Below are 22,114 nucleotides of genomic sequence, written 5' to 3' on the forward strand. Positions count from 1 at the left end.
ATTAGTTAAACGCTACTAAGATACAATTTGTTAAGGTAATTCTGCAATCGTAACACGATAAGGCATTTTTTGACTTCTATCAATGATTGTATAAACAAAATATTTATCGTTTGCATAATGCGTAATATAAATATTTCCTTTCTTTTCTTGTTTAATTTGATCTAAATTAGAATCTACAAACTGCGCCACAAAATCCTCATACGGCTGACGATGCTGAAAATGGAGTTGAAGTTGATTGGTTTTCAATCCTTTTTCTGGAGAAAAAATACTTTGCATAATATACTGTACATCGTGGTAATAGATTTCAAACATCCACATATCAACTTGTGTAGTGCCATGTTTTTCTGAGCTTACATAAATCCACTCTTTTTTACCAATTTCTTTATCAACTGCATCTGGATTATTACGATTTTCAAAAAAAGAAATAAATTCTTTTACTGTAAGTCCATTTTTATCAGTTTGAAACGTATTTGTATTTTTACTTATAAAAGAAAGACTAAGAATACTTATTAGAATAATAGGGATTAAAAATTTCATTGAAATTATAGGAATTGATTAAATAGAAAAATTAGATAATAATTGTATTACTTAAAAAACCGTGCTAAAATTACGAAATTATAATTTGTAGAGAATATATTATCTTTTTCCTTAAAAAAACTCTACCTAAATTATTTGAAATAAATTTCAAAATCTAAAACAGTCAAATTTTAGTATCTTTCGCCATCTTATTTATATTAAAATACTAAAAAATCAATATCAGTTTATGAATAAACTAAGAACGTTTGTAATAGAAGATGAACCAATGGTTAGAGAAGAAATAATATGGCATGTTACTAATCATCCTTCATTAGAGTATATAGGAAGTAGTGCAACAGTAAAAGATGCGATTCAAGAGCTGCCAAGATTAAAGCCAGACTTAGCTTTATTAGATATTCAACTTTCAGATGGAACTTCCTTTGATATTCTGAATCATTTCCCTAATATAAATTTCAAATTTATCTTTATAACTGCCTATGAAGAGCATACCATAAAAGCTATTCGTTATGGTGCTTTTGATTATTTATTAAAGCCTATAAATGATGATGAGTTTGAAAAAGCCATAGAACGATTAGAACAAAAGATACTACCAACAGCTGATGAAAGATTGGCTATAACAAATTCTACTTATGAGCGAAAAAAACTTACTTTGGAAGATATGATTTCTATTTCCTCAGTAGATTTTATACAAATGGTTAGTTTGAAAGACATTGTTTATTGTGAAAGTGACTCTTCTTATACCAAAATTTACCTACAAAATAATCAAACTATTATAGCTTCTAAAACTCTTAAATTTTATGAAGAAATTTTGCCAAAAGAGCTTTTTTTAAGGTGTCATCAGTCTTTTTTGGTTAATAAATTTCACATTGATAAATATCTAAAAACAGGTTATATTCTATTAAAGAACGGCAAAAACATTTCTGTTTCTGTTAGAAGAAAAGAGTATATACTAAATAACTTGAATGGATTATGATAAAATACTTTGCTATTATTTTACTTGGCTTCTGTAGTATATTATCTTCTTGTAGAGAAGCTCAAGAAAAGCCTTCTACACAACAACTACTCAAAGAAATAGAGGAAACTAAATTAAGAGCCTCTGAGCAAGATGACCAAATAGTATTTTGGAAAAACATGCTACAGCAAGAAAGGTATGCTTCTGATAGAGTTGCTAAAGCAAGTATAAACTATCAGATAGCAAAAAATTTTTCTCCTATAAGTTTAGATAGTGCAGAAGCTTATATGACAAAAGGACTTATTCTAATTGAAGATGTAGAAGAATTTGAAAAGGAGAAGTTATCTATTTATAATGGGTTAGGAGTGATTGCTGACCGTAGAGGTAAAAACGCTCTTTCTTCCTTCTACTATAACAAAGTTATTTCTATAGTAGATGCCAATCCTTCTATATCAACTATTTCAGCTAAGCGAAAAGTCCGTTATTATTTGCACAGTGCTCAGTCTAATGAGTATATAGGTCTTCACGAAACTGCTTTTGATTTGTGTAAAAAAGCTGAAAGGTATGTTGATTCTCTTCCAAAAGATGATTACCTAAGGTTTAGAGTTTATGCACAACTTTACTCTAGTGGTGCACATAAAAAAATAGGTCTTGATTCTTTACGTTATTATTTAGAAAAAACAGCACAACACTCTCATTCAGATTCAGATGAAAGTAAACAAATATATTATGCACGCAAAGCCCATTTTTTTAAGTACAATAAACAGTTTGATTCTTCTAGAATTTATCTTCAAAAAAAATTAGAGCTTAGTGTTAACATGTTAAAAAATGAAGAAACCAAATCTAGCAAAAATTCTATACATTCTCAAAATATATACATAGCTTATTGTGATCTCTTACAAAACAGTATATATAGAAGAAAAATAGGTGAAGCTGATAGTACAATTACTAAACTTAAAAAAATAGAAGCTCAAATTTCTGACCAACTGACCCCCATGCATTATGTGCATTTTAATAAGATAATGATGAATTATTATTATTACATTAAGGACTTTGAAAAATACTATCAAGTTACTGAAAAAGTATTAGTTCTAACCGAACAAGTAAAAAAAGAAGCTGAGCTACAAGCAAAAGAGGAAATGCACACCATGTATCAACTTGAGGAAAACAAAAAATCTATAAAGGAGCTAAACCAAAGTGTAGAAGTAACAGAAAATGAATTACAAAAAACAAAATATTTTCTCGCCATCACCATCTTGGCTATTTTAGTAATTTTAGGCATTTTGGCTATTTTGTATTACCGTCAAAAGACTCGGAAACTCCAACAAGAATATGAAAAGGTAATATTAGAGCAAAAGCTACTTCGCACACAGATGGAACCTCACTTTATTTTTAATACACTTTCTACTCTGCAAAGTCTGATTCGATTCCAAGAACCCAAAAAAGCTATCGATTACTTAAACCGATTTAGCAGATTACTGAGAAGTAATTTAGAGTTGAGTAGACAAGAAATGATTTCTTTAGAAGATGAAATTGAAACAATGGATAACTACCTTGGTCTACAACAAGCGAGGTTTGAAGATTATTTTACGTATCAAATTCAAGTACCTGATGAACTTGAAGTAGATGCTTTGTTTATTCCTCCTATGCTTATTCAGCCGTTTGTGGAAAACAGTATTTTACATGGGTTTGATGGAGAAAAAGAATGGCACATAGATATAAAAATAACTGAGCTTGCCGAAACCAAGCAATTACAGATAGAGATTATTGATAATGGAGTAGGAATAAATACAATTCCAAAGAAAAATCACAAATCACTTTCTGGTGAGATTGCCAAAGAACGTTTAGAAATTCTATCTAAGAAATATAAAATACCTACAGACTATCAAATTTTTTCAGAGCAAGGAAAAGGAACTACTGTTTGTCTGAAACTGCCTATCATTAATGGTTTTCAACAAAATTGATTAAAAAAAGAATACATACTAAATAATTTGAATGGATTATGAAAAATTGCCTTGTTATTGTTTTCCTTAGCCTTTTTGCCATATTATCTTCTTGTACAGAAACTCAAGAAGATATTTCTACAGAACAATTACTCAAAGAAATAGAAAGCACAGAACCTACTGAACAAGAAGACAAGATACTATTTTGGAAAGACATGCTAAATAAAGATAAATATACTTCTGATAAAGTAGTTAAAGCATATATATACTCTTACATAGCAGAGAGCTTTGGTCGCTCAAATATTGACAGTACAGAAATGTATGCAACAAAAGCTCTTGTTCTTATTGAGGATGTAGAAGGGTTTGAAAAGAGGAAAACAGATATTTATACTGGTTTGGGACTTATAGCCGATAATAGGGGACAAATTTTTCTTGCTTCTAACTATTATCATAAAGCTGAGGCTATCCTAAATGCTAATCCCTCCATATCAACTATTTCAGCTAAAGATAAAATTAAAATTTATTTACATAATGCTCAGTCCACTATAAAGGTAGGTCTTTATGAAAGGACTTATGACTTAACAAAAAAAGCTGAAAGCTACCTTGATTCTCTTCCTGAAGGGAATAATGATTTGAGATTTAGAATTTATTCACAGATTTTTGTTAGTGGGCTTCAAAAAAGAATAAATAGCGATTCACTTCGCTATTATTTAAATAAAATAGCACAGTCTGCACAATCGTCAGAAAGTAAGCAATTCTACTACATATATAAAGGACATTTTTTTTCACAACAAGAAGAACTGGATTCTGCTAAAATTTATTATCAGACAGGTTTAGAAATGAATCAGGATGACTTAAAAAAAGAATTAAAAAATCAAGTAATGATACCTGCAAATAGGTATCTGTTTTATTGTTTCTTCTTAGAGAACAGTATAAAAAGAGGAAAAAAAAATGAAGCTGATAGTATAATTAGCATACTCAGCGAAATGAAACAAAATACTTCTATTAACTTATCTTACTCAAACCATATAACTTTTAGTAAATCCATGATGAGTTATTATTACCGATTTAAAGATTTTGATAAATACTATGAACTCGCTGAAAAAGTTTTAGAAATGACAGAGGAAAAACAGAAAAAAGCTGAGCTACAAGCAAAAGAAGAAATGCAAACCATGTATCAACTTGAAGAAAACAAGAGATCTATAAAGAAGCTAAACCAAAGTGTAGAATCAACAGAAAATCAATTACAAAAAACAAAATATTTTCTCGCTATCACCATTTTAGTGATTTTAATAATACTGGCAATTTTAGCTATTCTTTATTATCGCCAAAAGAGTCGGAAACTACAACAAGAATATGAAAAAGTCATATTAGAACAAAAACTACTTCGTACACAGATGGAGCCTCACTTTATTTTTAATACGCTTTCTACTCTGCAAAGTCTGATTCGCTTTCAAGAACCCAAAAAAGCTATTAATTATTTAAACCGATTTAGTAGATTATTAAGAAGTAATTTAGAGTTGAGCCGACAAGAAATGATTTCTTTAGAAGATGAAATTGAAACAATAGACAACTACCTTAATCTGCAACAAGCTAGATTCGAAGATTATTTTACGTATCAAATTAAAGTACCAAATGAACTTGAAATAGATGCTTTATTTATTCCTCCTATGCTTATTCAGCCGTTTGTCGAAAATAGCATTTTACATGGTTTTGATGGAGAAAAAGAATGGCATATAGATATAAAAATAACTGAATTGACAGCCACCAAACAGTTACAAATAGAAATTATTGACAATGGAGTAGGAATACATACAAATCCAAAAAAGAAACATAAATCACTTTCTGGTGAGATTGCCAAAGAACGTTTAGAAATTCTATCTAAAAAATATAAAATACCTACAGACTATCAAATTTTTTCAGTGCAAGGAAAAGGAACTACTGTTTGTCTGAAACTGCCAATCATTGATGGTTTTCAGCAAAACTAATTAAAAAAAAGAATACATACTAAATCATTTGAATGGATTATGAAAAACTATCTCACTATCGCTTTATTCAGCCTTTTTGCTATACTATCTTCTTGTACGGAAACTCAAGAAGAACCTTCTACACAACAACTCATCAACGAAATAGATGAAGTTGTACCACAAGCATCTAAACAAGATGATCAAACACTATTTTGGAAAAACATGCTAAATAAGGATAGATATGCTTCTAATACAGTAGCCAAATCAATCATAAATTTTCGCATAGGACTAAGTTTCTATCCTTCAAATTTAGACAGCTCAGATGTTTACATGACAAAGGCTCTCATTTTAGTCGAAAATGTAGAAGGGTTTGCAAAAGTAAAAGCACAAGTTTATAATGGATTAGCTGTTAATGCTGGTCATAGAGGTAATTATTTTCTGTCATCTTTTTATTCTAATAAAGCTGTTTCTGTGGTAGATGCTAATCCCATAGGTATTCCAGTTAGACGAAAAGTCCGTGTCTATTTGTATGCTGCACAAAACCATAGTCATATAGGTCTTAAAGAAAGTTCTTATGAGTTAGCCAAAAAAGCAGGAGCTTATCTAGATTCTCTTTCTGAAGACGATGAGTTGAAAGTTCTAATCTACATACAACTTTCTTCTAGTAGCATTTGGCAGAAAATATCTCATGATTCAATTTTCTATTATTTAGAAAAAATAGCGCAATACTCAACCTCGGCTGAATACGACGCAATTTATTATGCAAACAAGGCTCTTTTTTTCGAAAAAAATGAACAATTTGATTCTGCTATAGTCTATCGTCAAAAGTCTATAGAACTTTTACAAAACGAATTAAAAGATAGATATAATACTCCTAGGAATATACATATAGCTTATTGTGCACTTTTACAAAACAACATAGATATAGGTAAAATGGATGAAACTGACAGTATAAGGAGTAAAATCAGCGAAATAGAAAAAGAGTTTCCCACTTACTTAGATGTTTCACATTATTTGATGTTCGAAGAAATAATGATGAAGTTGTTTAAGAATGTTTTTTTCTAGTTCTGGCAAATATTAAAGTAAAGGCTAAATAGTGTAAACTTTGCCACGTATGAATTTTAGTTTCGTACCTCATAATTAAGGCTTTGAAAGCATCTAACCACGCATTAGTTCTTTCAATAACGAATCTCAATTCATACATTTCTTCATCTTTAAATGGTTGATTATCAAGGTCTTTTTTATTTCTTTTATTAAAATCTATATTATCTACAATATCTAAATGATTACAAAAAGAACGAAAGGCTTGTGTATCAAAGGCTGCATCAGCATTGAGAAAAATTCCTCCTTCTCTAATTTGAGAAGCATTCAAATCATCTATCATAGATTGCATATTTTTTTCAAGTTCAAAAGCATCGTGATGATTGCCTGCTCTTGGAACAGACATCGCTACTGGAATACCATTTTTATCCGTTAGAAAAAGTGCATTGGTTGTTTTTCCTGCTTTTCTTTTGGAATATCCAATACCTTCTCCTCCTCGTTTAGCTGAAGTGTGGCTGCCGTCTAGCTGACAAATAGAAAAATCTAATTCTCCACGATAATCTTCTAAATACTTGATCCATAATTTCTTCCAACTTCCTAATTTTGACCATTTATTATAATGGTAATATACTGTATTCCAGCGAATTGATAAGTTTCCGAAAAATTGTTTCATAGGAAGTTCTCGCCATTGACTCCCTGATTTTAAGCGATACACAATGGCTTGGATAATACGCCAAAGAGCTACTTTTATACGACGACCTTTTGTAAATTGATGTAAATAAGGTAAAATATTTTCGGTTATAAATTTTTTTGATAAGTTTACGTACATAGAGGGAAAAATAGTTAGATTGAAAATGTGATGATTTACAAGTATAACTATTTTGACCTCTTTTTAAAAAAATAAATCACCATTCTTAAACAAGTTCGATGAATTATTACTACAAAACAAAGAATTTGGAGAAATACCATGAAGCTACTAAAAGATTCCAAAAACTGACAGAAGAACAACATCAAAAAGCCGAGCTACAAGCAAAAGAAGAAATGCACACAATGTATCAACTTGAAGAAAACAAGAGATCTATAAAAAATCTAAACCAAAGTGTAGAAATAACGGAAAGTGAATTACAAAAAACAAAATATTTTCTCGCTATCACAATATTGACTATTTTGATAATACTAGCAATTTTAGCTATTCTTTATTATCGCCAAAAGAGTCGGAAACTCCAACAGGAATATGAAAAGGTAATATTAGAACAAAAATTACTTCGTACACAGATGGAACCTCACTTTATTTTTAATACTCTTTCCACCTTGCAAAGTCTGATTCGATTCCAAGAACCTAAAAAAGCTATCGATTATTTAAACCGATTTAGCAGATTACTAAGAAGTAATTTAGAGTTGAGCCGACAAGAAATGATTTCGTTAGAAGATGAAGTAGAAACAATAGACAATTACCTTAGCCTACAACAAGCTAGATTCAAAGATTACTTTACTTATCAAATACAAGTGCCTCATGAACTTGAAGTAGATGCTTTGTTTATTCCCCCTATGCTTATTCAGCCTTTTGTGGAAAACAGTATTTTGCATGGTTTTGATGGAGAAAGAGAATGGAACATAGAAATAAAAATAACGGAATTAGTAGCAACCAAACAATTACAGATAGAGATTATTGATAATGGAGTAGGAATTCATACAACTCCAAAAAAGAAACACAAATCACTTTCTGGTGATATTGCAAAAGAACGTTTAGAAATTCTATCTAAAAAATATAAGATACCTACAGACTATCAAATTTTTTCAGAGCAAGGAAAAGGAACTACTGTTTGCCTGAAACTGCCTATCATTGATGGTTTTCAACAAAATTGATTAAAAAAAGAATACATACTAAATCATTTGAATGGATTATGAAAAATTATCTGGCTATTATTTTACTTGGTTCGTAAACTCAGCGAAATAGAACAAGATACTATTCGCTTTATTTTTTTTAAAAACATGTTAAAAAATATATTATTTTTTCTTTTCTTTTTTATAGGTTTTATATTTACTTCCCAAGCACAGAAGTTAGAGATTTCTTATTTTGTTGATTCTCTACACCACCATACGATTGAAGAAATAAATAAAGTAAAATTTATAGAATCCCAAAACAATGTTCTAAATTTTTCTAATACAAGTAGTGCTATTTGGGTTCGTATAAAAGTACCTATATCTGCTAAAAATAAAATTATAGAAATTGCTAATCCCTTAATTGATACACTTGATATATATCATAGCAGAGAGAATACATTTGTCAAAAAACGCTATGGTTCACATCTACCTTTTGACCAACGTGCTTATAACAATCGAATGTTTTTATTTGATGTTGATGAAAGTGAGTTGATTTATATACGACTTAGTAGTAAATTTCCTTTAGAGATTCCCATTTATTTGACTGACCAAAAACAAATTGATAAAAAACAAACGAGTTCTAATTTTTTCTTTGGACTCTACTTTGGGATTTTGTTTGCTCTTTTTATGTATAACTTTTTTTTAGCCTTTAATGTAAAAGATAAAGCCTATATATATTATTTAGGCTATATTATTTGTGTAGGATTATTGTATGCAATGCTGACAGGTTTTGCACAGATATTTTTGTATCCTAATAAACCTAGTTTGAACTCTTATTTGGTATTTATATTGGGTTTAGCTGTTTTTTTTATTATAAAGTTTTCTTCTCAATATTTGAAGTTAAAAGAAAATAGTATAAAAAACTATTGGGTTCTTAAAATTATTGCTTCATTATCTTTAATAATGGCAATTTTTGACTTATTTATAGATAGTGTTATCTTAATTGCTTTATCTCAAGTAGTGAGTTTAGTAATTAGTCTTTATCTAATTGTGGTAGGATTTTATTTACTCATTTTTAAAAAACAAAAACAAGCATTAATTTATGGTATTGCTTGGATAGGGTACTTAACTGGTATTGCATTATTGATGCTACAAATTAATGGTGTCGTACCTTCTAATTTTATAACTCAAAACTTTATTTTCATTGGTTCGGCTGCTGAAGTTATTTTGTTTTCTATTGCTTTGGCTATGCGTATTAATCAATATCGAAAAGAAAAAGAAGAAGCTCAAAAAAGTGAACTCCAACAAGGGTATGAGAAGGTAATATTAGAACAAAAACTGTTACGTACACAAATGGAACCTCACTTTATTTTTAATACGCTTTCTACTTTACAAAGTCTGATTCGATTCCAAGAACCCCAAAAAGCTATCGATTACTTAAACCTATTTAGTAGATTGTTAAGAAGTAATTTAGAGTTGAGTCGAAAAGAAATGATTTCGTTAGAAGATGAAGTAGAAACAATAGACAATTACCTTAGCCTACAACAAGCTAGATTCAAAGATTACTTTACTTATCAAATACAAGTGCCTCATGAACTTGAAATAGATGCTTTATTTATTCCTCCTATGCTTATTCAGCCTTTTGTAGAAAACAGTATTTTACACGGTTTTGATGGAGAAAAAGAATGGAATATAGAAATAAAAATAACTGAATTGACAGAAACCCAGCAATTACAGATAGAAATTATTGACAATGGAGTAGGAATACATACAATTCCAAAGAAAAATCATAAATCACTTTCTGGTGAGATTGCCCAAGAACGTTTAGAAATTCTATCTAAAAAATATAAAATACCTACAGACTATCAAATTTTTTCAGAGCAAGGAAAAGGAACTACTGTCTGCCTGAAACTCCCTATTATTGATGGTTTTCAGCAAAATTGATTTGTATTCTCCTATTTATATATCCTACTGAAAAATTATAAAATACGAATACTAATTCGTTCTTTACATTTTCCTCCTATAATTATACATCTACTAAATACAGCTTCTTCCATTGATTATATGTATTTACATTTGTAATGTTGATTGTGGTACAGACCTACTTAGTAGTTAGGTTTTGTACGATAATCTTCAAATTATCTAGACTAAAAAAGTTAGAATTTTATTCACAATTACAAATTAAAACATACTATGAAAACAGTAGAACAACGCTTACAAGAACAAGAACAAGAGATTCGTAATCTTAGAAATCAAAACACAACTTTAAAAGAAGAATTATCTACTTTAGATCAAAAGTCTATTTTGTTTGATGCGATGATTGAGTTAGCAGAAAAAGAATATAAAACCTATATGAAAAAAAATGCCTCTACTAAGTAGTTAACTACTTTAGCAAGCATGCAATCATTACCAAATTACCTACACTAAAAATTGACGCTCATGAAAAAGTTATTATTCATTTTGTTTTTTATATTCTTTGCCAGTCTTAATGCTCAAGCAAAAGCTAGAATACCAATCCCTGTTTGTTTTCCATGTGAGACAATAGATGTAGTAGAGGAGTTACCTGATGAAGATGCTCTAAAACAAGATGGTTATTACCTAGAAGTAGGTTATTTATACGAAGAATATGGGTTTTTATTTATTTCTTTTTGGAATACAAATGGAAAATATGTTCTCTGTGATAAAGATGAAACAGTATATTATGAAGTTTCTGAAGAGGATCTTGAGGGACTCAAAAATACTTATAACTTAGAACTAGGTGAAAATCCTTTAGGTATTTGGAAAAAATTGGGAGGAAAAATTATTTTAGTAGTCCTTATTGGAATAGGCATTTTTAGTGCTTTATCAAAATCCGAAGAAAAAGAAGAAAAATAAACTCACATTTCTAACTCAGTAAAAAAACTTATGTTTAGTACTCTTTTATACATGATTCCAGTCTTATTGATTGGAGGAGTAATAGCCTATGTCTTTAGCCAACAACAGAAAAAAGCAACTAAAAACATAGATATGGATGCACTCCGAAACGACAAGAAGCAAGTATCACAAGAATTTCTTGATAGACAAGTTCCTTATCTAAAAGAATGGATGAAAGGAAACCCCATCGACGCTTGTACTTCTGCTACCTTACCATCAAATATGGGAGATTTTGTCAAAACTGCCATCAAAGATACAATAAGACAATCTCTTACCTATAATAATACAAATACAGTAGAAACGCCTGCTTTTTTCATATTGAGTGGCAAGGAACTTCATTTTATCAATACAGATAAACATAGTGATTTATCTGAACATATTGTATTTGATGTAGAAAAACTTCAAACTGCAGAAATAAAATTTGCAGGAGCAAAAAGGGAAATGGGATTGAATATGTCAGCCCTTTCTGGACAAGACCATCCAAAAGTATATGACATTGTAATAGAATCAGATAAAGGCAAAAGTATTCTACAAGCTATTGATCGCATTGTAAACAGTAGTTTTACAGATACAGACATTTCTCAAATGTTTAAGGGAGGATATGCTGTTGATATGGCAAAAGCAAAAATTACTTCTGAATATTTCTTCGAAAAATTAGGCGAATTTTATCCTAATCTAAAAGTAGAGGTTACACATTAAAAATAAATAAGGGGGAGATTTTGAATTTATAGGTATTGTGTGTCTATATATTTCAAATACTCAAAGTGAAAAAGACTGATGGATATGTTTTCATCAGTTTTTTTATGTTTATGCCTACTGTTCGTCATCATGTTCCAAAAAGAAAAAGATTTGCGAGTATAGGTATTTTGTATTTATGTTTGAACACAAGCCATCACACGCATTTTGCGAGTGACTTATATGTATTTCCCTGCCGTGTATTTGTATTTTACTATTTATAGACTAAACTTACCACAAAAATCATCAAACAACCTTATTTTCCCATTTGAATCATAAATTATTTATAATTTATAGATAAGGTTATACTATGGGCTTTTAAAGCCGTGTTGCGATCATAATAACTATACCTTAGTTCTATGACATTTAATCTTTTCAAAAATGTTTTGTCGTGCAGATTAGATAATCTTAAATTCAATCCGTACATATTACTATTGAATTTAGATAAATCATAATCACTTGTATAAAATGTTTCTGTTGGATTATGACTTTGATAAGGAGCAAAATATTTAGTTTCTGTCTGATTATAAAATCTATAAGAAGGAGCTAAAGAAATAAAAGGTGTGATTTTATAGCTTAACTCTAAACTCATTGTATTGGATTTAATATCCCAGTTATCCCAATAATATCTGTAAAAACCTCGTAGAACTATATTATCACCTAAATAATAATTTGCTCTAATTCCTAAAGGAATTTTTGTTCTAGTAGTTGGCAGAGTTTCAGTTTTTACGCTGTTATCATCAAAATATACTCTATGAAATTTTGTACCCAATAATCCTTCTTGATAAGCAAAATCAGCTAAAAATGCCATTTGAAAATTTTTATTGATAACCCTATAATAAATCAATCCAAAATTATACGAATTACGGCTTGTTCCCTCATTATATCCTAAATATCTTAGTTCAATAGGCAAAATAACCTTCCATTGATCTAAAAATACAGAGGCTTTTAATGATAATTCCTTATTATTGTCTTTACTCCATTTTGAAAAATGCACATTTGTACCATACGATGTATAATCATACTCTCCAGAATAGGATAAGCCACCTCCAAAGGAATACCTTTTTTTCTCATTCAAAATAGTGTAATTAATTGAAGGATAAAATCTAACATCTCCACTTGAAGCAGATGAAATGGTGCTAGGGTCTATTTGATCAGATGATGCAGAAGTATATACATCTATTCCAAAATCAAGATTTACTGCATGTTTGAGTTGTTTTTTATCATATTTGGATAAGCTAATATTGAATGTATTAGCCACATCTGTTAGATGCTCATCGCCAACTCCACCTGTTACAGCAGCATTATTTCCATCTTGTTGATAATAACCTGTAACAAAATTTATTTCTTCAAGCTTCAATTTACGAGACTGATACGTTGTAGTGTCTGTTTCTGTATTTTGAGCAACGAGCGATTCAGAAGCTAACATAAAGCATAAAGCAGCTACTGATAATGTCTTTTTTAACATAAGTAAGTGTGTTTAATTGCATCCACAACCACCACTGGTTTTTCCACCATTAGCTCCTGATGCGCCTTCACGATATAATTGAAAATTTTGTTCGTTTTTTTCTGATGGTCTGGCTGTCAAAGACATTTCAGCATCATTAATTTTAGATTTTTGGTATTCTTTTACGCTCGTACAGCTTGCTAGGCAGAATAAACCTACTGCTAAAATCATAAATCTCTTCATTTTCCTCATTTTTTTCATGGGTCAATAGTTATGTTTTTTGATAAAAAAAGTTTGTTGTTATCGTCAATAATAAGGCAACCTACACCTTTCATTTGATTGATTAAATGTAATCCTGTTTTTATTCCCATTACAGTAATAGGCGTTGCTAAAGCATCTGCTAATTCTGCATTTGCTGTTATTATGGTTACACTCTTGATTCCTGATACGGGAAAACCAGTTTTGGGGTCTATGGTATGGGAGTAACGTTTGCCTTTAATCATCACAAACTTTTCATAATTCCCAGAAGTAGCCACAGAAGTATTGGTTATATTCAATGAAGAAAAGAGTTTTTTGCCTTGATTGGGGTCAGCAATTCCAATTGTCCATGGTTTTCCATTTTCTTGAAAACCCCAAGTAGTAAGGTCGCCAGCAGCATTTACAAATCCACTTTCTACACCATTGGCTTTTAAAATCTGTTTTGCTTTTTCGGCTGCATATCCTTTGCCTATACCTCCAAAACCAATTCGCATTCCTTTATTTTTAAGAAAAACACTTTGATTTTCTTTATCCAAAATGATATTCTGATAATTGATTAATCGAACAGCTTGTTTGGCATTTTCTACCGATGGCAATTCTTTCATAGAAAGATCAAAATTCCAAAATCGTTTGTCAAAACCACCATAACTAATATCAAAAGCACCCTGTGTTAAATCAGAAATTCTTTGACAACGAGCTATTAATTGAAACACCTCATCAGGTATTTGAATAGGTTTTATACCAGCGTTATTATTGATTTGGTTAGTAATACTATCTTCGGCAAATGTTGTAAGCAACCTTTCTATTCGCTTAATTTCATCAATGGCGACATCTATTTTTGTATTTGCCCATATTTTATCTTGGCTTTGTAGTGCGATTTCAAAACCATTTCCCATTAATTTTGTAGCACGACGATATAACATCAGTCTTTAAGATTTTCTATAAATTCAGTTAATGATTCATTGGGAAGCGACTCCCACTTTTTAATTACATTTCCTTCCTCATCTAATAATAAAACATAAGGAAATAGTCCTTTTGGATTATATTTTTCAGCCAACATTTCATTTTCTTTTATTGCTTCTTTGCTAAGTTGATTTGCCTTTTTACGAGGAAAATCAGCATTTAATAGCAATAAATTTTCAGTTGAAAACTCTATAAATTCGGGTTGCTCAATAAAATTTTTCTTGAATTTTATGCAAGGTCCACACCAATCAGATCCTGAGAAATACAACAAGATTTTTTTATGTTCTTTCTGTGAAACACTTTTTAATGAATCTATCGTATTTGTTTGTGCATTTGCGCTTATTGATACTACTAGAGTTAGAAATACTAATAGTAAATATTTTTTTGATTGAATAGTCTGCAATGAATATTTCATAATTTAAGATATTTTTGAGAAGAGGAGTTGAAACTTTAAACGCTATAATAAGATAACAAGCTGAAAAAATATACGCTATTTTTGAACTAGTGTTGTCAAAGTATTGAACATATAAGAAAAATTGAGAGTTAATCAGTTTATGGTTTTTTCAAACTATTACCATAATGACTTTTTTCACTTAAAAACAATAAACTCTACTGGTTGTATCATCTTGCTACAACCAAAAATAATAAAAGCATTTCGCTTTATATTTCCAATACAAGCGTGACGCTTAAATATATTTAAGTTTATAATGAGACACTACGAACAGATGGGTTACCGAGTTCACGTTAAATATAAACAAAACAATCATTTTTTTCTACCCTTCACAAAAGTCAAAACTTCTCCTATTGTCTGTACAGCAGCAAAAACAATAACAAAGGCAAATTCTCCTGCTGCTCCCAAATTAATTTGGATAGGTAATTTGTCTGTATTGGCTGCAAAATAAAGAAATGTGCCTAATATAATAGACAAATGCAAAACAATCATTTGAGTAGAAAAGAGTTGATTTTTATTCTGTTGCATATCTTTTTGATATAGATTTTTATACTCTTTAGATTCTTCTTGTTGCATTCTTAAAAATTCTTTCTCTAACTCCTCTTGACTTTGTCTTTCAAAATTATTTTTATTTAATTTTCTAAAAACAATAAACAAGATTATTATTTCGCTAATTACTGCTAAAAGTAAGTTGAGATTAAATTCTATATTTCTAAAAAATACTGTAAATAGATTATCTATTGTAGCATCGCTATTTGGGGAGGCAATAATTCCGACAATTACAATAATAAAGACAAGATAAATGAACATAGGAAAAAGCATTGCTCTAGTAATCCCATTTATGACCTTTAATTCTGCTTTAGAAATTATGTTTTTAGTATAATTGATTCTATTTTCTATGAGCCTGAAAATAATACGAATTACTTCTTCAAACCAGTAGAGATAAATAATGGTAAAAAAATTCCACTTCCAAACAATAATGCCGAAGAAAGTAAAAGCATTTACAAGAAGGCTAAACAAAAAGCGAATAAGAGCAATATTCTTCGCATATATTTTCTTTATCTGTGAAGTAGGCATATTTTTCTAGGATTTTTTTTGATAAAAAGAAGAGTTGAAAATATCAAAACAAGCTGACTTTCAGCAATTTAAACCATTTAACATTTCTAAATTAGAAAAAAATCTATATTTTAGTTCTCTAACATAAGGAAATTTGCAGTTTTCTAGCTAATTTTACACAATAAATCAAATTAGAGCTAAGACAACAGTTAGAAAAATATATAAATCTAATCCATTTTTTTAAACAAAAATAGTCTTGCTTTTATTTTATTAAAAAATCTTATTACAAAAATCTATATACAACTTATACAATGGCAGCAGAAGTTATTGCAGAATCTACTAAACCCCAAATAAATGCGCCTGTACGCAGCATGTGGGATGGTGGAAACGAACCATTAAAGGCAAGTTACGGAAAACTAATGATGTGGTTTTTCCTTCTTTCCGATGTCTTTACATTTGGAGCTTTTCTTATCTCGTATGGAGTAGCTCGTTTTGCATTTCCTTCTTTTCAAGGAGAAGCAAGTGATTTTGTTTTCTCTCAAGAATATTGGCCTATTCCAGAGAAGGTATTTAATTCAATGCCTCTTTTTCATGGTGTAGATGCTCCTCTTGTTTTTGTTGGTATCATGACATTTATTTTGATTATGAGTAGTGTTACTATGGTTTTGGCTGTTGAGGCTGGTCATAGTCCTGCCCTTAATGAAGATGAAAAACAAGCAGAAGTAGAGAAATGGATGCTTTGGACTATTTTGGGTGGTGTAGCTTTCCTTAGCTGTCAGGCTTGGGAATGGAGTCACTTTATCCACGGATCAGTTATGTTTATGGGAGATAAATTGGTAGAAGGAACTTATTTTGGTGCTAGTTTGACTCAAAACCAATATGGACCACCTCTTTTTGCAGACTTCTTCTTCTTCATTACAGGATTCCATGGTACTCACGTTCTTATTGGAGTAATACTCAATATTCTTATTTTTTATAATGTAGTAATGGGCGTTTATCGTCGTACAGGACACTACGAAATGGTAGAAAAAGTAGGTTTGTACTGGCACTTTGTAGATTTAGTTTGGGTATTTGTATTTACATTTTTCTATCTTGTATAAACAAAAATACTGAACAGACTAAAATCTATTCTACAGTAATAAGCAGACTAAAGTCTGCTCTACATTATATCAATTATAAAAACATAAAATTATGGCTCACGTAGATTCATCACTTAGCCCAAAAGAACAAAGAGCTAAGAATATCAAGAAAATTTGGATGGTAGCAGGTATTTTGGCTATCGTTACGGCAATAGAATATGTCATTGCTTTTACTATCGAACCAAGTATTTATAGAAATGTTGTCTTTATTTTGCTTACACTCGTAAAAGCTGGCTATATTGTAGCTGAGTTTATGCACCTTAAGCACGAAGCTAAATATCTTATTTTTGCTATCATAGCTCCTACTATTTTTGTTTGTTGGCTCATTTTGGCAATGCTTATCGAAGGAACAACTATCTTTGGAATTCGTTTTCCAGATTTAGTTATGTAATTCAAAATAATCACGTTCTATTATTAAAAAATGTTTCTTGTAGCGTCTGTCTTTTGCAGAACTATAAGAAACATTTTTGTTTTGCAAAAGATTAGTATTTTGATTGTATACAAGAAAGAGCTACATAATTTAAGTTTCTTTTTTTACAATCTTCATTTAGTTATTACAAAAATCATTTTAACTAAAACTCTATCATTACTCATGTAGTCGTGAGTGATACAAAAACCACCAGTTATGTCAGAACAAAAAAATTATAAAAACTTAGGTATTTTACTTGTCATTTTAGTTCTTCCTGCTTTATTCATTGCTTTTCTTTGGACAGGTGAAACGAAGCACAAAACGCTTCCTATTATGTATAGTTTGCGTTTACCAGAATTTGATCCCACTTTTATAGAACCTTCTGGTTGTCAGCCTAACTTCGAAGATTCTACACACCGAACTATTCCTTTTTCTCTTACCAATCAACTTGGAGAAACAATTACTCAAGAAAATTTAAGAGGAAATATTTATGTGGCTAATTTTATTCTTACTCGTTGTACTCAAAATATTTGTCCGAAAATGGCTTCCGAAATGATACGTGTACAGGAAGCATTCAAAGATGATAAAGACGTAAAAATAGTATCGTACAGCATTGACCCAACGTATGACACACCCGAAATTTTGAAAGAATATGCAGAGAAATATAACGCAGATAATTCAAAATGGTATTTCTTGACAGGCACAGAAGAGCAGATTTTTGAGCAAGCAAAATGTAGTTATTTTCTTCCTGCTAAAAAGAAAGATACGTATGTCAATATTGACCATTCAGAGCGTTTTGTTTTGGTAGATAGAAAAGGGCAAATTAGAGGCTACTATAAAGGAACTGAACTTGTCGATGTAGATAGACTTATACACGAAATACAAGTGCTACAATTAGAAGATAAACAATAAACTAAAATACTATGAATTTATCAGAACGAATTACCCTAAATCCAAATGTTCACAAAGGAAGACCTACTATAAGAAATATGCGTTTTACAGTAGCCAATATGTTAGAATTACTTGCAGGAGGAATGTCTTTTGATGAAATTTTAGAAGACTATTCTTTCATAGAAAAAGAAGACATACAAGCGTGTTTATTTTATGCAGCTATGTTAGCAAGTAGTAAAACTATAAAAAAATTAATTATATGATAAAATTTATTGTTGATACTCAACTTCCTGCTAGATTAGCTCATTATATAACTTCTATTGGCTATCAAACAACACACACTACTTTTTATGAAGAGGGTCATTTATTAGATGATAACACTATTGTAATAATTGCTAAAGAATAAAACAGAACAATAATTACAAAAGATTCTGATTTTTTAGATAATTATGTAATTCATGGTGCACCTCCAAAAGTTTTAGTTTTAGAGTTTGGCAATATAAGTAATAAAGACTTACTCCAACTTTTTGATAACTATTTTAATGAAGTAATTATTTCTTTTGAACAGGGAAGTAATATAGTCCTGTTTCGTAGAGATGAAATAATCGGATATTAATTAATTTAACTATAAAAAATGAATACAACTATTCCTTCAAATAACCCACCTACTACAAACCCAACAATGAAATGGACAATTGGAATTTTGTCTGTTGTTGTTCCTTTATTGGTAGCTGTTTTACTTTCTCTGAATAATGAAAGTAAAATTGATTTTGGTTTTAATACTCGTATTTTACCTCATATCAATGCTGTCTTTAATTCTATTACTTCTCTTTGTTTAATTGCTGGTTTTTTTGCTATCAAAAATAAAAATATCAAAGTTCATAGAGGACTTATGATGACAGCTTTTACTTTATCATCTTTATTTTTGGTTTCGTATGTATTATATCATGCATCTGTTCCTTCTACAAAATTTGGTGGAGAAGGTCTAATAAGAGGCGTTTATTTATTCTTACTCATTACTCATATTTTACTTTCTATTGTAGTTGTTCCTTTAGTTTTGTGGGCAATTTATTTTGCTTGGACAGGACAAATTGAAAAGCATAAAAAAATGGTAAAATGGACATTCCCTGTCTGGACGTATGTAGCCATTACGGGTGTGATTGTTTATTTCATGATAAGTCCTTATTATCAACCATTATAATCATAAAACAAGAAACAAAATTTTGAATTTTTAAGAATTAACAAAAGATTTATTTACTTTTTTAGGTAAATAAATCTTTTTTTGTTTGTCATTTTTTGTATATTTCTATCACAAGAAAACACAAATACAAAAAATCACTCTTTTATTTTGTCAATTTCTATTTTTCCAAAATACTTTTTAAGTGTTCTGTGTAGCTTTTTTTTACTTAATAGTTTGTTTTTCAACTTTTCTCTTGCACAAAACAGTCAGGATTTAAGTAATGGCTTTTCTTTAGAAATTTGTCAAGATAAGAGCTATTCGCCAAATTTAGATAATTCTTGTTTTAAACCTATTTCTCTCTCTATACTCAATCAAGAAGAGTATCAAAGACGTATTTTACTCAAAATTAAACTGACCAATACAGACAAAGAGTTTATTGTTTTTGATAAAAAAATTGATTCTATAAAAGCCTACTTTCCAAACACATTTGAATTCAAATCATTAAATACAGTTTTTCTTTCTGGAAACTTAGTAGCACAATCTGAAAAACAGGTTTTTACAAGTGTCGAAATAAATACTATTCAGATTCCTGACTATTACAAATATGACCAGCATTTTTATATAGAACTTATAAGCAGTCGCCAACTTCCTCTTACTGCTGGATTTGATGTATTGACAAAACAAGAATTTGAAAAAACTCAATTTTATCCAAGACAAAAAGATATTATTATTCAAGCTGTTTTTCAGGGAATGTTATGGATAATTTTGCTTTATAATCTGTTTATTTTTGCAGCAACTATAGAAAAAGTGTATATCGCTTATGCAATTTATATTTTTGGTTTTTCGGTTTTTAATGCTCAAAACACAGGTTTTTTCTCTGATTTTATTATTCCAAATCATCCTTATTTTTCTAATCTAGCTCGCATTTTTGGCTTGGCTGGTGCTTTCTTAGGACATGCGTATTTTACATTAGAATTTTTACCCAAAGAAGTCTTTGGTCGCTTTTGGAGACAGTTTTTTAAAGGTTTTATTATTTTTGTTTCTGTAATGACCTTAGTTTATATTGGTGTGATGTATGGAGCAAATAACCTCAGAATCTATACACTACTTTCCAAAATTGCCCATGCTTTAATGATGATAGGACTAATTAGTTTTTTCATTTATTTAGCTATCAAAAGATGGTCAGATACGATGACAAAATATTATTTATTAGCTTCTCTAGTTCTTGTAGTAAGTGCATTTGTATTTAATATTTTACAAGCATTGGGAATAAAAAATGTAAGCATAATTGTACAGGTAGGTGGTATTTTGGAAATTTTGATTTTTTCATTGGGATTAGGACATCGAATGAAAAAATTAGAAAAAGAAAACGCTAGAATATTGGAAGAACAAAATCGAACGCTAGAGCAAAAAGTAAATCAGCGAACGATGGAAATAAGCAAACAAAAAGAAGAAATTTTGGTGCAAAACGAAGAATTACACCAGCAGCAAGAAGAAATAATTTCACAGCGAGATTATATAGATACACAAAATAAACAACTCAAAACAACCAACACGCAGTTTACAGACAGTATTCGTTATGCCAAAACAATCCAAAAGGCTATTTTGCCTATGAAGCAACGCTTTCAAAATCACTTTGAAGATTCGTTTGTTCTTTTTCGTCCTCGTGATATTGTGAGTGGAGATTTTTATTGGATTTATGAAACTATAGACACACAAACTGGTGAGGAAACTACTCTGATTGCTGTGTTGGATTGTACTGGTCATGGCGTTCCAGGAGCATTTATTTCTCTGATTGGTTTTGCCTTATTAAATGAAATTGTAGCCAAAGAAAATATTACTTCTCCTGCTCAAATTTTGCAACGATTAGATGAGCGTATTCAAGAATCATTGCGACAAAAACAAAAGCAAAATTCAGACGGAATGGATGTCGCTTTATGTGCCATTAAAAAAACAAATTCTTACAAACTAGCTGATTTTGAAATCAAATTTGCTGGTGCAAAACGTCCTATACATTTTATCAAAAATAATGAATTACATGAAATACGGGGAAGCAAACTTTCTATTGGAGGAGTAACCAAAAAGAAAATTACAGACAAATATAGTTTTGAAGAACAAACTATCATTTTATCCAAAAATGATAAAATTTATCTCACTTCTGATGGTTTTATAGACCAAAATGGCAAAAATAATAGAAAAATAGGATCTTCAAAACTAAAAGCATGTTTTAAAGAATTTCATAATCTTCCTTTTGCAGAACAAAGAAAAAAGTTTGAACAAATTTTAGATACACATCAGGGAAAACAAAAACAACGAGATGATATTACAATTTTGGGTTTAAAACTTTAACTTTCAATAAATTACATATTGTATTTTCTTAAATTATGTGTATATTCAGTTCGCTAAAA

Annotated in this window: 23 protein-coding genes; 16 read left to right on the top strand and 7 right to left on the bottom strand. The window is 29.9% G+C overall.

Annotated elements, in window-relative coordinates; translation table 11 throughout:
* Nucleotides 1-30 precede the first annotated feature (30 nt).
* Complete coding sequence (locus V9L05_RS04855) at nt 31-537, bottom strand: hypothetical protein (protein WP_338814591.1); 507 nt, start codon at nt 535-537, stop codon at nt 31-33.
* A gap of 226 nt (nt 538-763) precedes the next feature.
* On the opposite strand from V9L05_RS04855, the gene V9L05_RS04860 reads away from it, so the two are divergent.
* Genes V9L05_RS04860 through V9L05_RS04875 form a run of 4 tightly spaced genes read left to right on the top strand, consistent with a single transcriptional unit; the run spans nt 764 to nt 6,464 of the window.
* Nucleotides 764-1,510 carry a LytTR family transcriptional regulator DNA-binding domain-containing protein gene (locus tag V9L05_RS04860; RefSeq protein WP_338790044.1) on the top strand — a complete coding sequence of 249 codons (747 nt, stop codon included), beginning with the start codon at nt 764-766 and terminating at the stop codon, nt 1,508-1,510.
* Nucleotides 1,507-3,453 carry a histidine kinase gene (locus V9L05_RS04865; RefSeq protein WP_338814592.1) on the top strand — a complete coding sequence of 649 codons (1,947 nt, stop codon included), beginning with the start codon at nt 1,507-1,509 and terminating at the stop codon, nt 3,451-3,453. The genes V9L05_RS04860 and V9L05_RS04865 overlap by 4 nt, the downstream gene beginning before the upstream one ends.
* Before the next feature lie 38 nt (nt 3,454-3,491).
* A complete protein-coding gene (locus V9L05_RS04870) occupies nt 3,492-5,420 on the top strand; it encodes a histidine kinase (protein WP_338814593.1) in 1,929 nt (642 codons plus the stop codon).
* A gap of 39 nt (nt 5,421-5,459) precedes the next feature.
* Nucleotides 5,460-6,464, top strand: coding sequence for a hypothetical protein (locus V9L05_RS04875; RefSeq protein ID WP_338814595.1), 1,005 nt, complete (start codon nt 5,460-5,462; stop codon nt 6,462-6,464).
* Here the strand turns inward: V9L05_RS04875 and V9L05_RS04880 are convergent.
* Nucleotides 6,445-7,269 carry an IS5 family transposase gene (locus tag V9L05_RS04880; RefSeq protein ID WP_338812380.1) on the bottom strand — a complete coding sequence of 275 codons (825 nt, stop codon included), beginning with the start codon at nt 7,267-7,269 and terminating at the stop codon, nt 6,445-6,447. The genes V9L05_RS04875 and V9L05_RS04880 overlap by 20 nt on opposite strands.
* 98 nt (nt 7,270-7,367) lie before the next feature.
* On the opposite strand from V9L05_RS04880, the gene V9L05_RS04885 reads away from it, so the two are divergent.
* From V9L05_RS04885 to V9L05_RS04905, 5 genes are all read left to right on the top strand, one after another.
* On the top strand, nt 7,368-8,306 hold the full coding sequence (locus V9L05_RS04885; RefSeq protein ID WP_338814596.1) for a histidine kinase: 939 nt from the start codon (nt 7,368-7,370) through the stop codon (nt 8,304-8,306).
* A gap of 126 nt (nt 8,307-8,432) precedes the next feature.
* Nucleotides 8,433-10,208 carry a 7TM diverse intracellular signaling domain-containing protein gene (locus tag V9L05_RS04890; RefSeq protein WP_338814597.1) on the top strand — a complete coding sequence of 592 codons (1,776 nt, stop codon included), beginning with the start codon at nt 8,433-8,435 and terminating at the stop codon, nt 10,206-10,208.
* 249 nt (nt 10,209-10,457) lie between these two features.
* Complete coding sequence (locus tag V9L05_RS04895) at nt 10,458-10,643, top strand: hypothetical protein (RefSeq protein ID WP_338790037.1); 186 nt, start codon at nt 10,458-10,460, stop codon at nt 10,641-10,643.
* 60 nt (nt 10,644-10,703) lie between these two features.
* The gene (locus V9L05_RS04900) at nt 10,704-11,138 is read left to right on the top strand and encodes a hypothetical protein (RefSeq protein WP_338790036.1); all 435 of its coding nucleotides are present in this window, start codon (nt 10,704-10,706) and stop codon (nt 11,136-11,138) included.
* 30 nt (nt 11,139-11,168) lie between these two features.
* A complete protein-coding gene (locus tag V9L05_RS04905; protein WP_338814598.1) occupies nt 11,169-11,876 on the top strand; it encodes a hypothetical protein in 708 nt (235 codons plus the stop codon).
* A 316-nt stretch (nt 11,877-12,192) separates the two neighbouring features.
* Here the strand turns inward: V9L05_RS04905 and V9L05_RS04910 are convergent, their stop codons facing one another.
* From V9L05_RS04910 to V9L05_RS04930, 5 genes are all read right to left on the bottom strand, one after another.
* Nucleotides 12,193-13,380, bottom strand: a complete 1,188-nt coding sequence (locus V9L05_RS04910; protein ID WP_338814599.1) for a DUF3570 domain-containing protein — start codon at nt 13,378-13,380, stop codon at nt 12,193-12,195.
* A 12-nt stretch (nt 13,381-13,392) separates the two neighbouring features.
* Nucleotides 13,393-13,602 (bottom strand): DUF4266 domain-containing protein, encoded by a 210-nt coding sequence (locus tag V9L05_RS04915; protein WP_338790033.1) that lies wholly within the window; start codon nt 13,600-13,602, stop codon nt 13,393-13,395.
* A gap of 14 nt (nt 13,603-13,616) precedes the next feature.
* The gene (locus tag V9L05_RS04920; protein WP_338814600.1) at nt 13,617-14,540 is read right to left on the bottom strand and encodes an FAD:protein FMN transferase; all 924 of its coding nucleotides are present in this window, start codon (nt 14,538-14,540) and stop codon (nt 13,617-13,619) included.
* Nucleotides 14,540-14,995 carry a thioredoxin family protein gene (locus V9L05_RS04925; protein WP_338814601.1) on the bottom strand — a complete coding sequence of 152 codons (456 nt, stop codon included), beginning with the start codon at nt 14,993-14,995 and terminating at the stop codon, nt 14,540-14,542. Before V9L05_RS04925 ends, V9L05_RS04920 begins: the two co-directional genes overlap by 1 nt.
* 348 nt (nt 14,996-15,343) lie before the next feature.
* Entirely contained in the window at nt 15,344-16,108 is a 765-nt protein-coding gene (locus V9L05_RS04930; RefSeq protein WP_338814602.1) for a DUF6498-containing protein, read from the bottom strand.
* Nucleotides 16,109-16,398: 290 nt separating this feature from the next.
* Between V9L05_RS04930 and V9L05_RS04935 the strand changes: the two genes are divergently transcribed.
* The 7 genes from V9L05_RS04935 to V9L05_RS04965 all read left to right on the top strand — a co-directional run bounded on the left by V9L05_RS04935 (nt 16,399) and on the right by V9L05_RS04965 (nt 22,055).
* Entirely contained in the window at nt 16,399-17,187 is a 789-nt protein-coding gene (locus tag V9L05_RS04935; RefSeq protein WP_338814603.1) for a cytochrome c oxidase subunit 3, read from the top strand.
* Between the two features lie 91 nt (nt 17,188-17,278).
* Entirely contained in the window at nt 17,279-17,617 is a 339-nt protein-coding gene (locus V9L05_RS04940; RefSeq protein WP_338790028.1) for a cytochrome C oxidase subunit IV family protein, read from the top strand.
* 234 nt (nt 17,618-17,851) lie between these two features.
* A complete protein-coding gene (locus V9L05_RS04945; protein ID WP_338814604.1) occupies nt 17,852-18,547 on the top strand; it encodes an SCO family protein in 696 nt (231 codons plus the stop codon).
* A gap of 11 nt (nt 18,548-18,558) precedes the next feature.
* Complete coding sequence (locus V9L05_RS04950) at nt 18,559-18,789, top strand: DUF433 domain-containing protein (RefSeq protein ID WP_338790026.1); 231 nt, start codon at nt 18,559-18,561, stop codon at nt 18,787-18,789.
* Nucleotides 18,786-18,932, top strand: a complete 147-nt coding sequence (locus V9L05_RS04955; RefSeq protein WP_338814605.1) for a hypothetical protein — start codon at nt 18,786-18,788, stop codon at nt 18,930-18,932. Before V9L05_RS04950 ends, V9L05_RS04955 begins: the two co-directional genes overlap by 4 nt.
* A 228-nt stretch (nt 18,933-19,160) precedes the next feature.
* Nucleotides 19,161-19,727: a DUF420 domain-containing protein gene (locus V9L05_RS04960; protein WP_338814606.1), complete on the top strand. Its 567-nt coding sequence runs from the start codon at nt 19,161-19,163 to the stop codon at nt 19,725-19,727.
* 213 nt (nt 19,728-19,940) lie between these two features.
* Nucleotides 19,941-22,055, top strand: coding sequence for a 7TM diverse intracellular signaling domain-containing protein (locus V9L05_RS04965; protein WP_338814607.1), 2,115 nt, complete (start codon nt 19,941-19,943; stop codon nt 22,053-22,055).
* The last annotated feature ends 59 nt before the right edge of the window (nt 22,056-22,114 follow it).

The organism is Bernardetia sp. Wsw4-3y2, from assembly GCF_037126295.1.
GTDB lineage: Bacteria > Bacteroidota > Bacteroidia > Cytophagales > Bernardetiaceae > Bernardetia.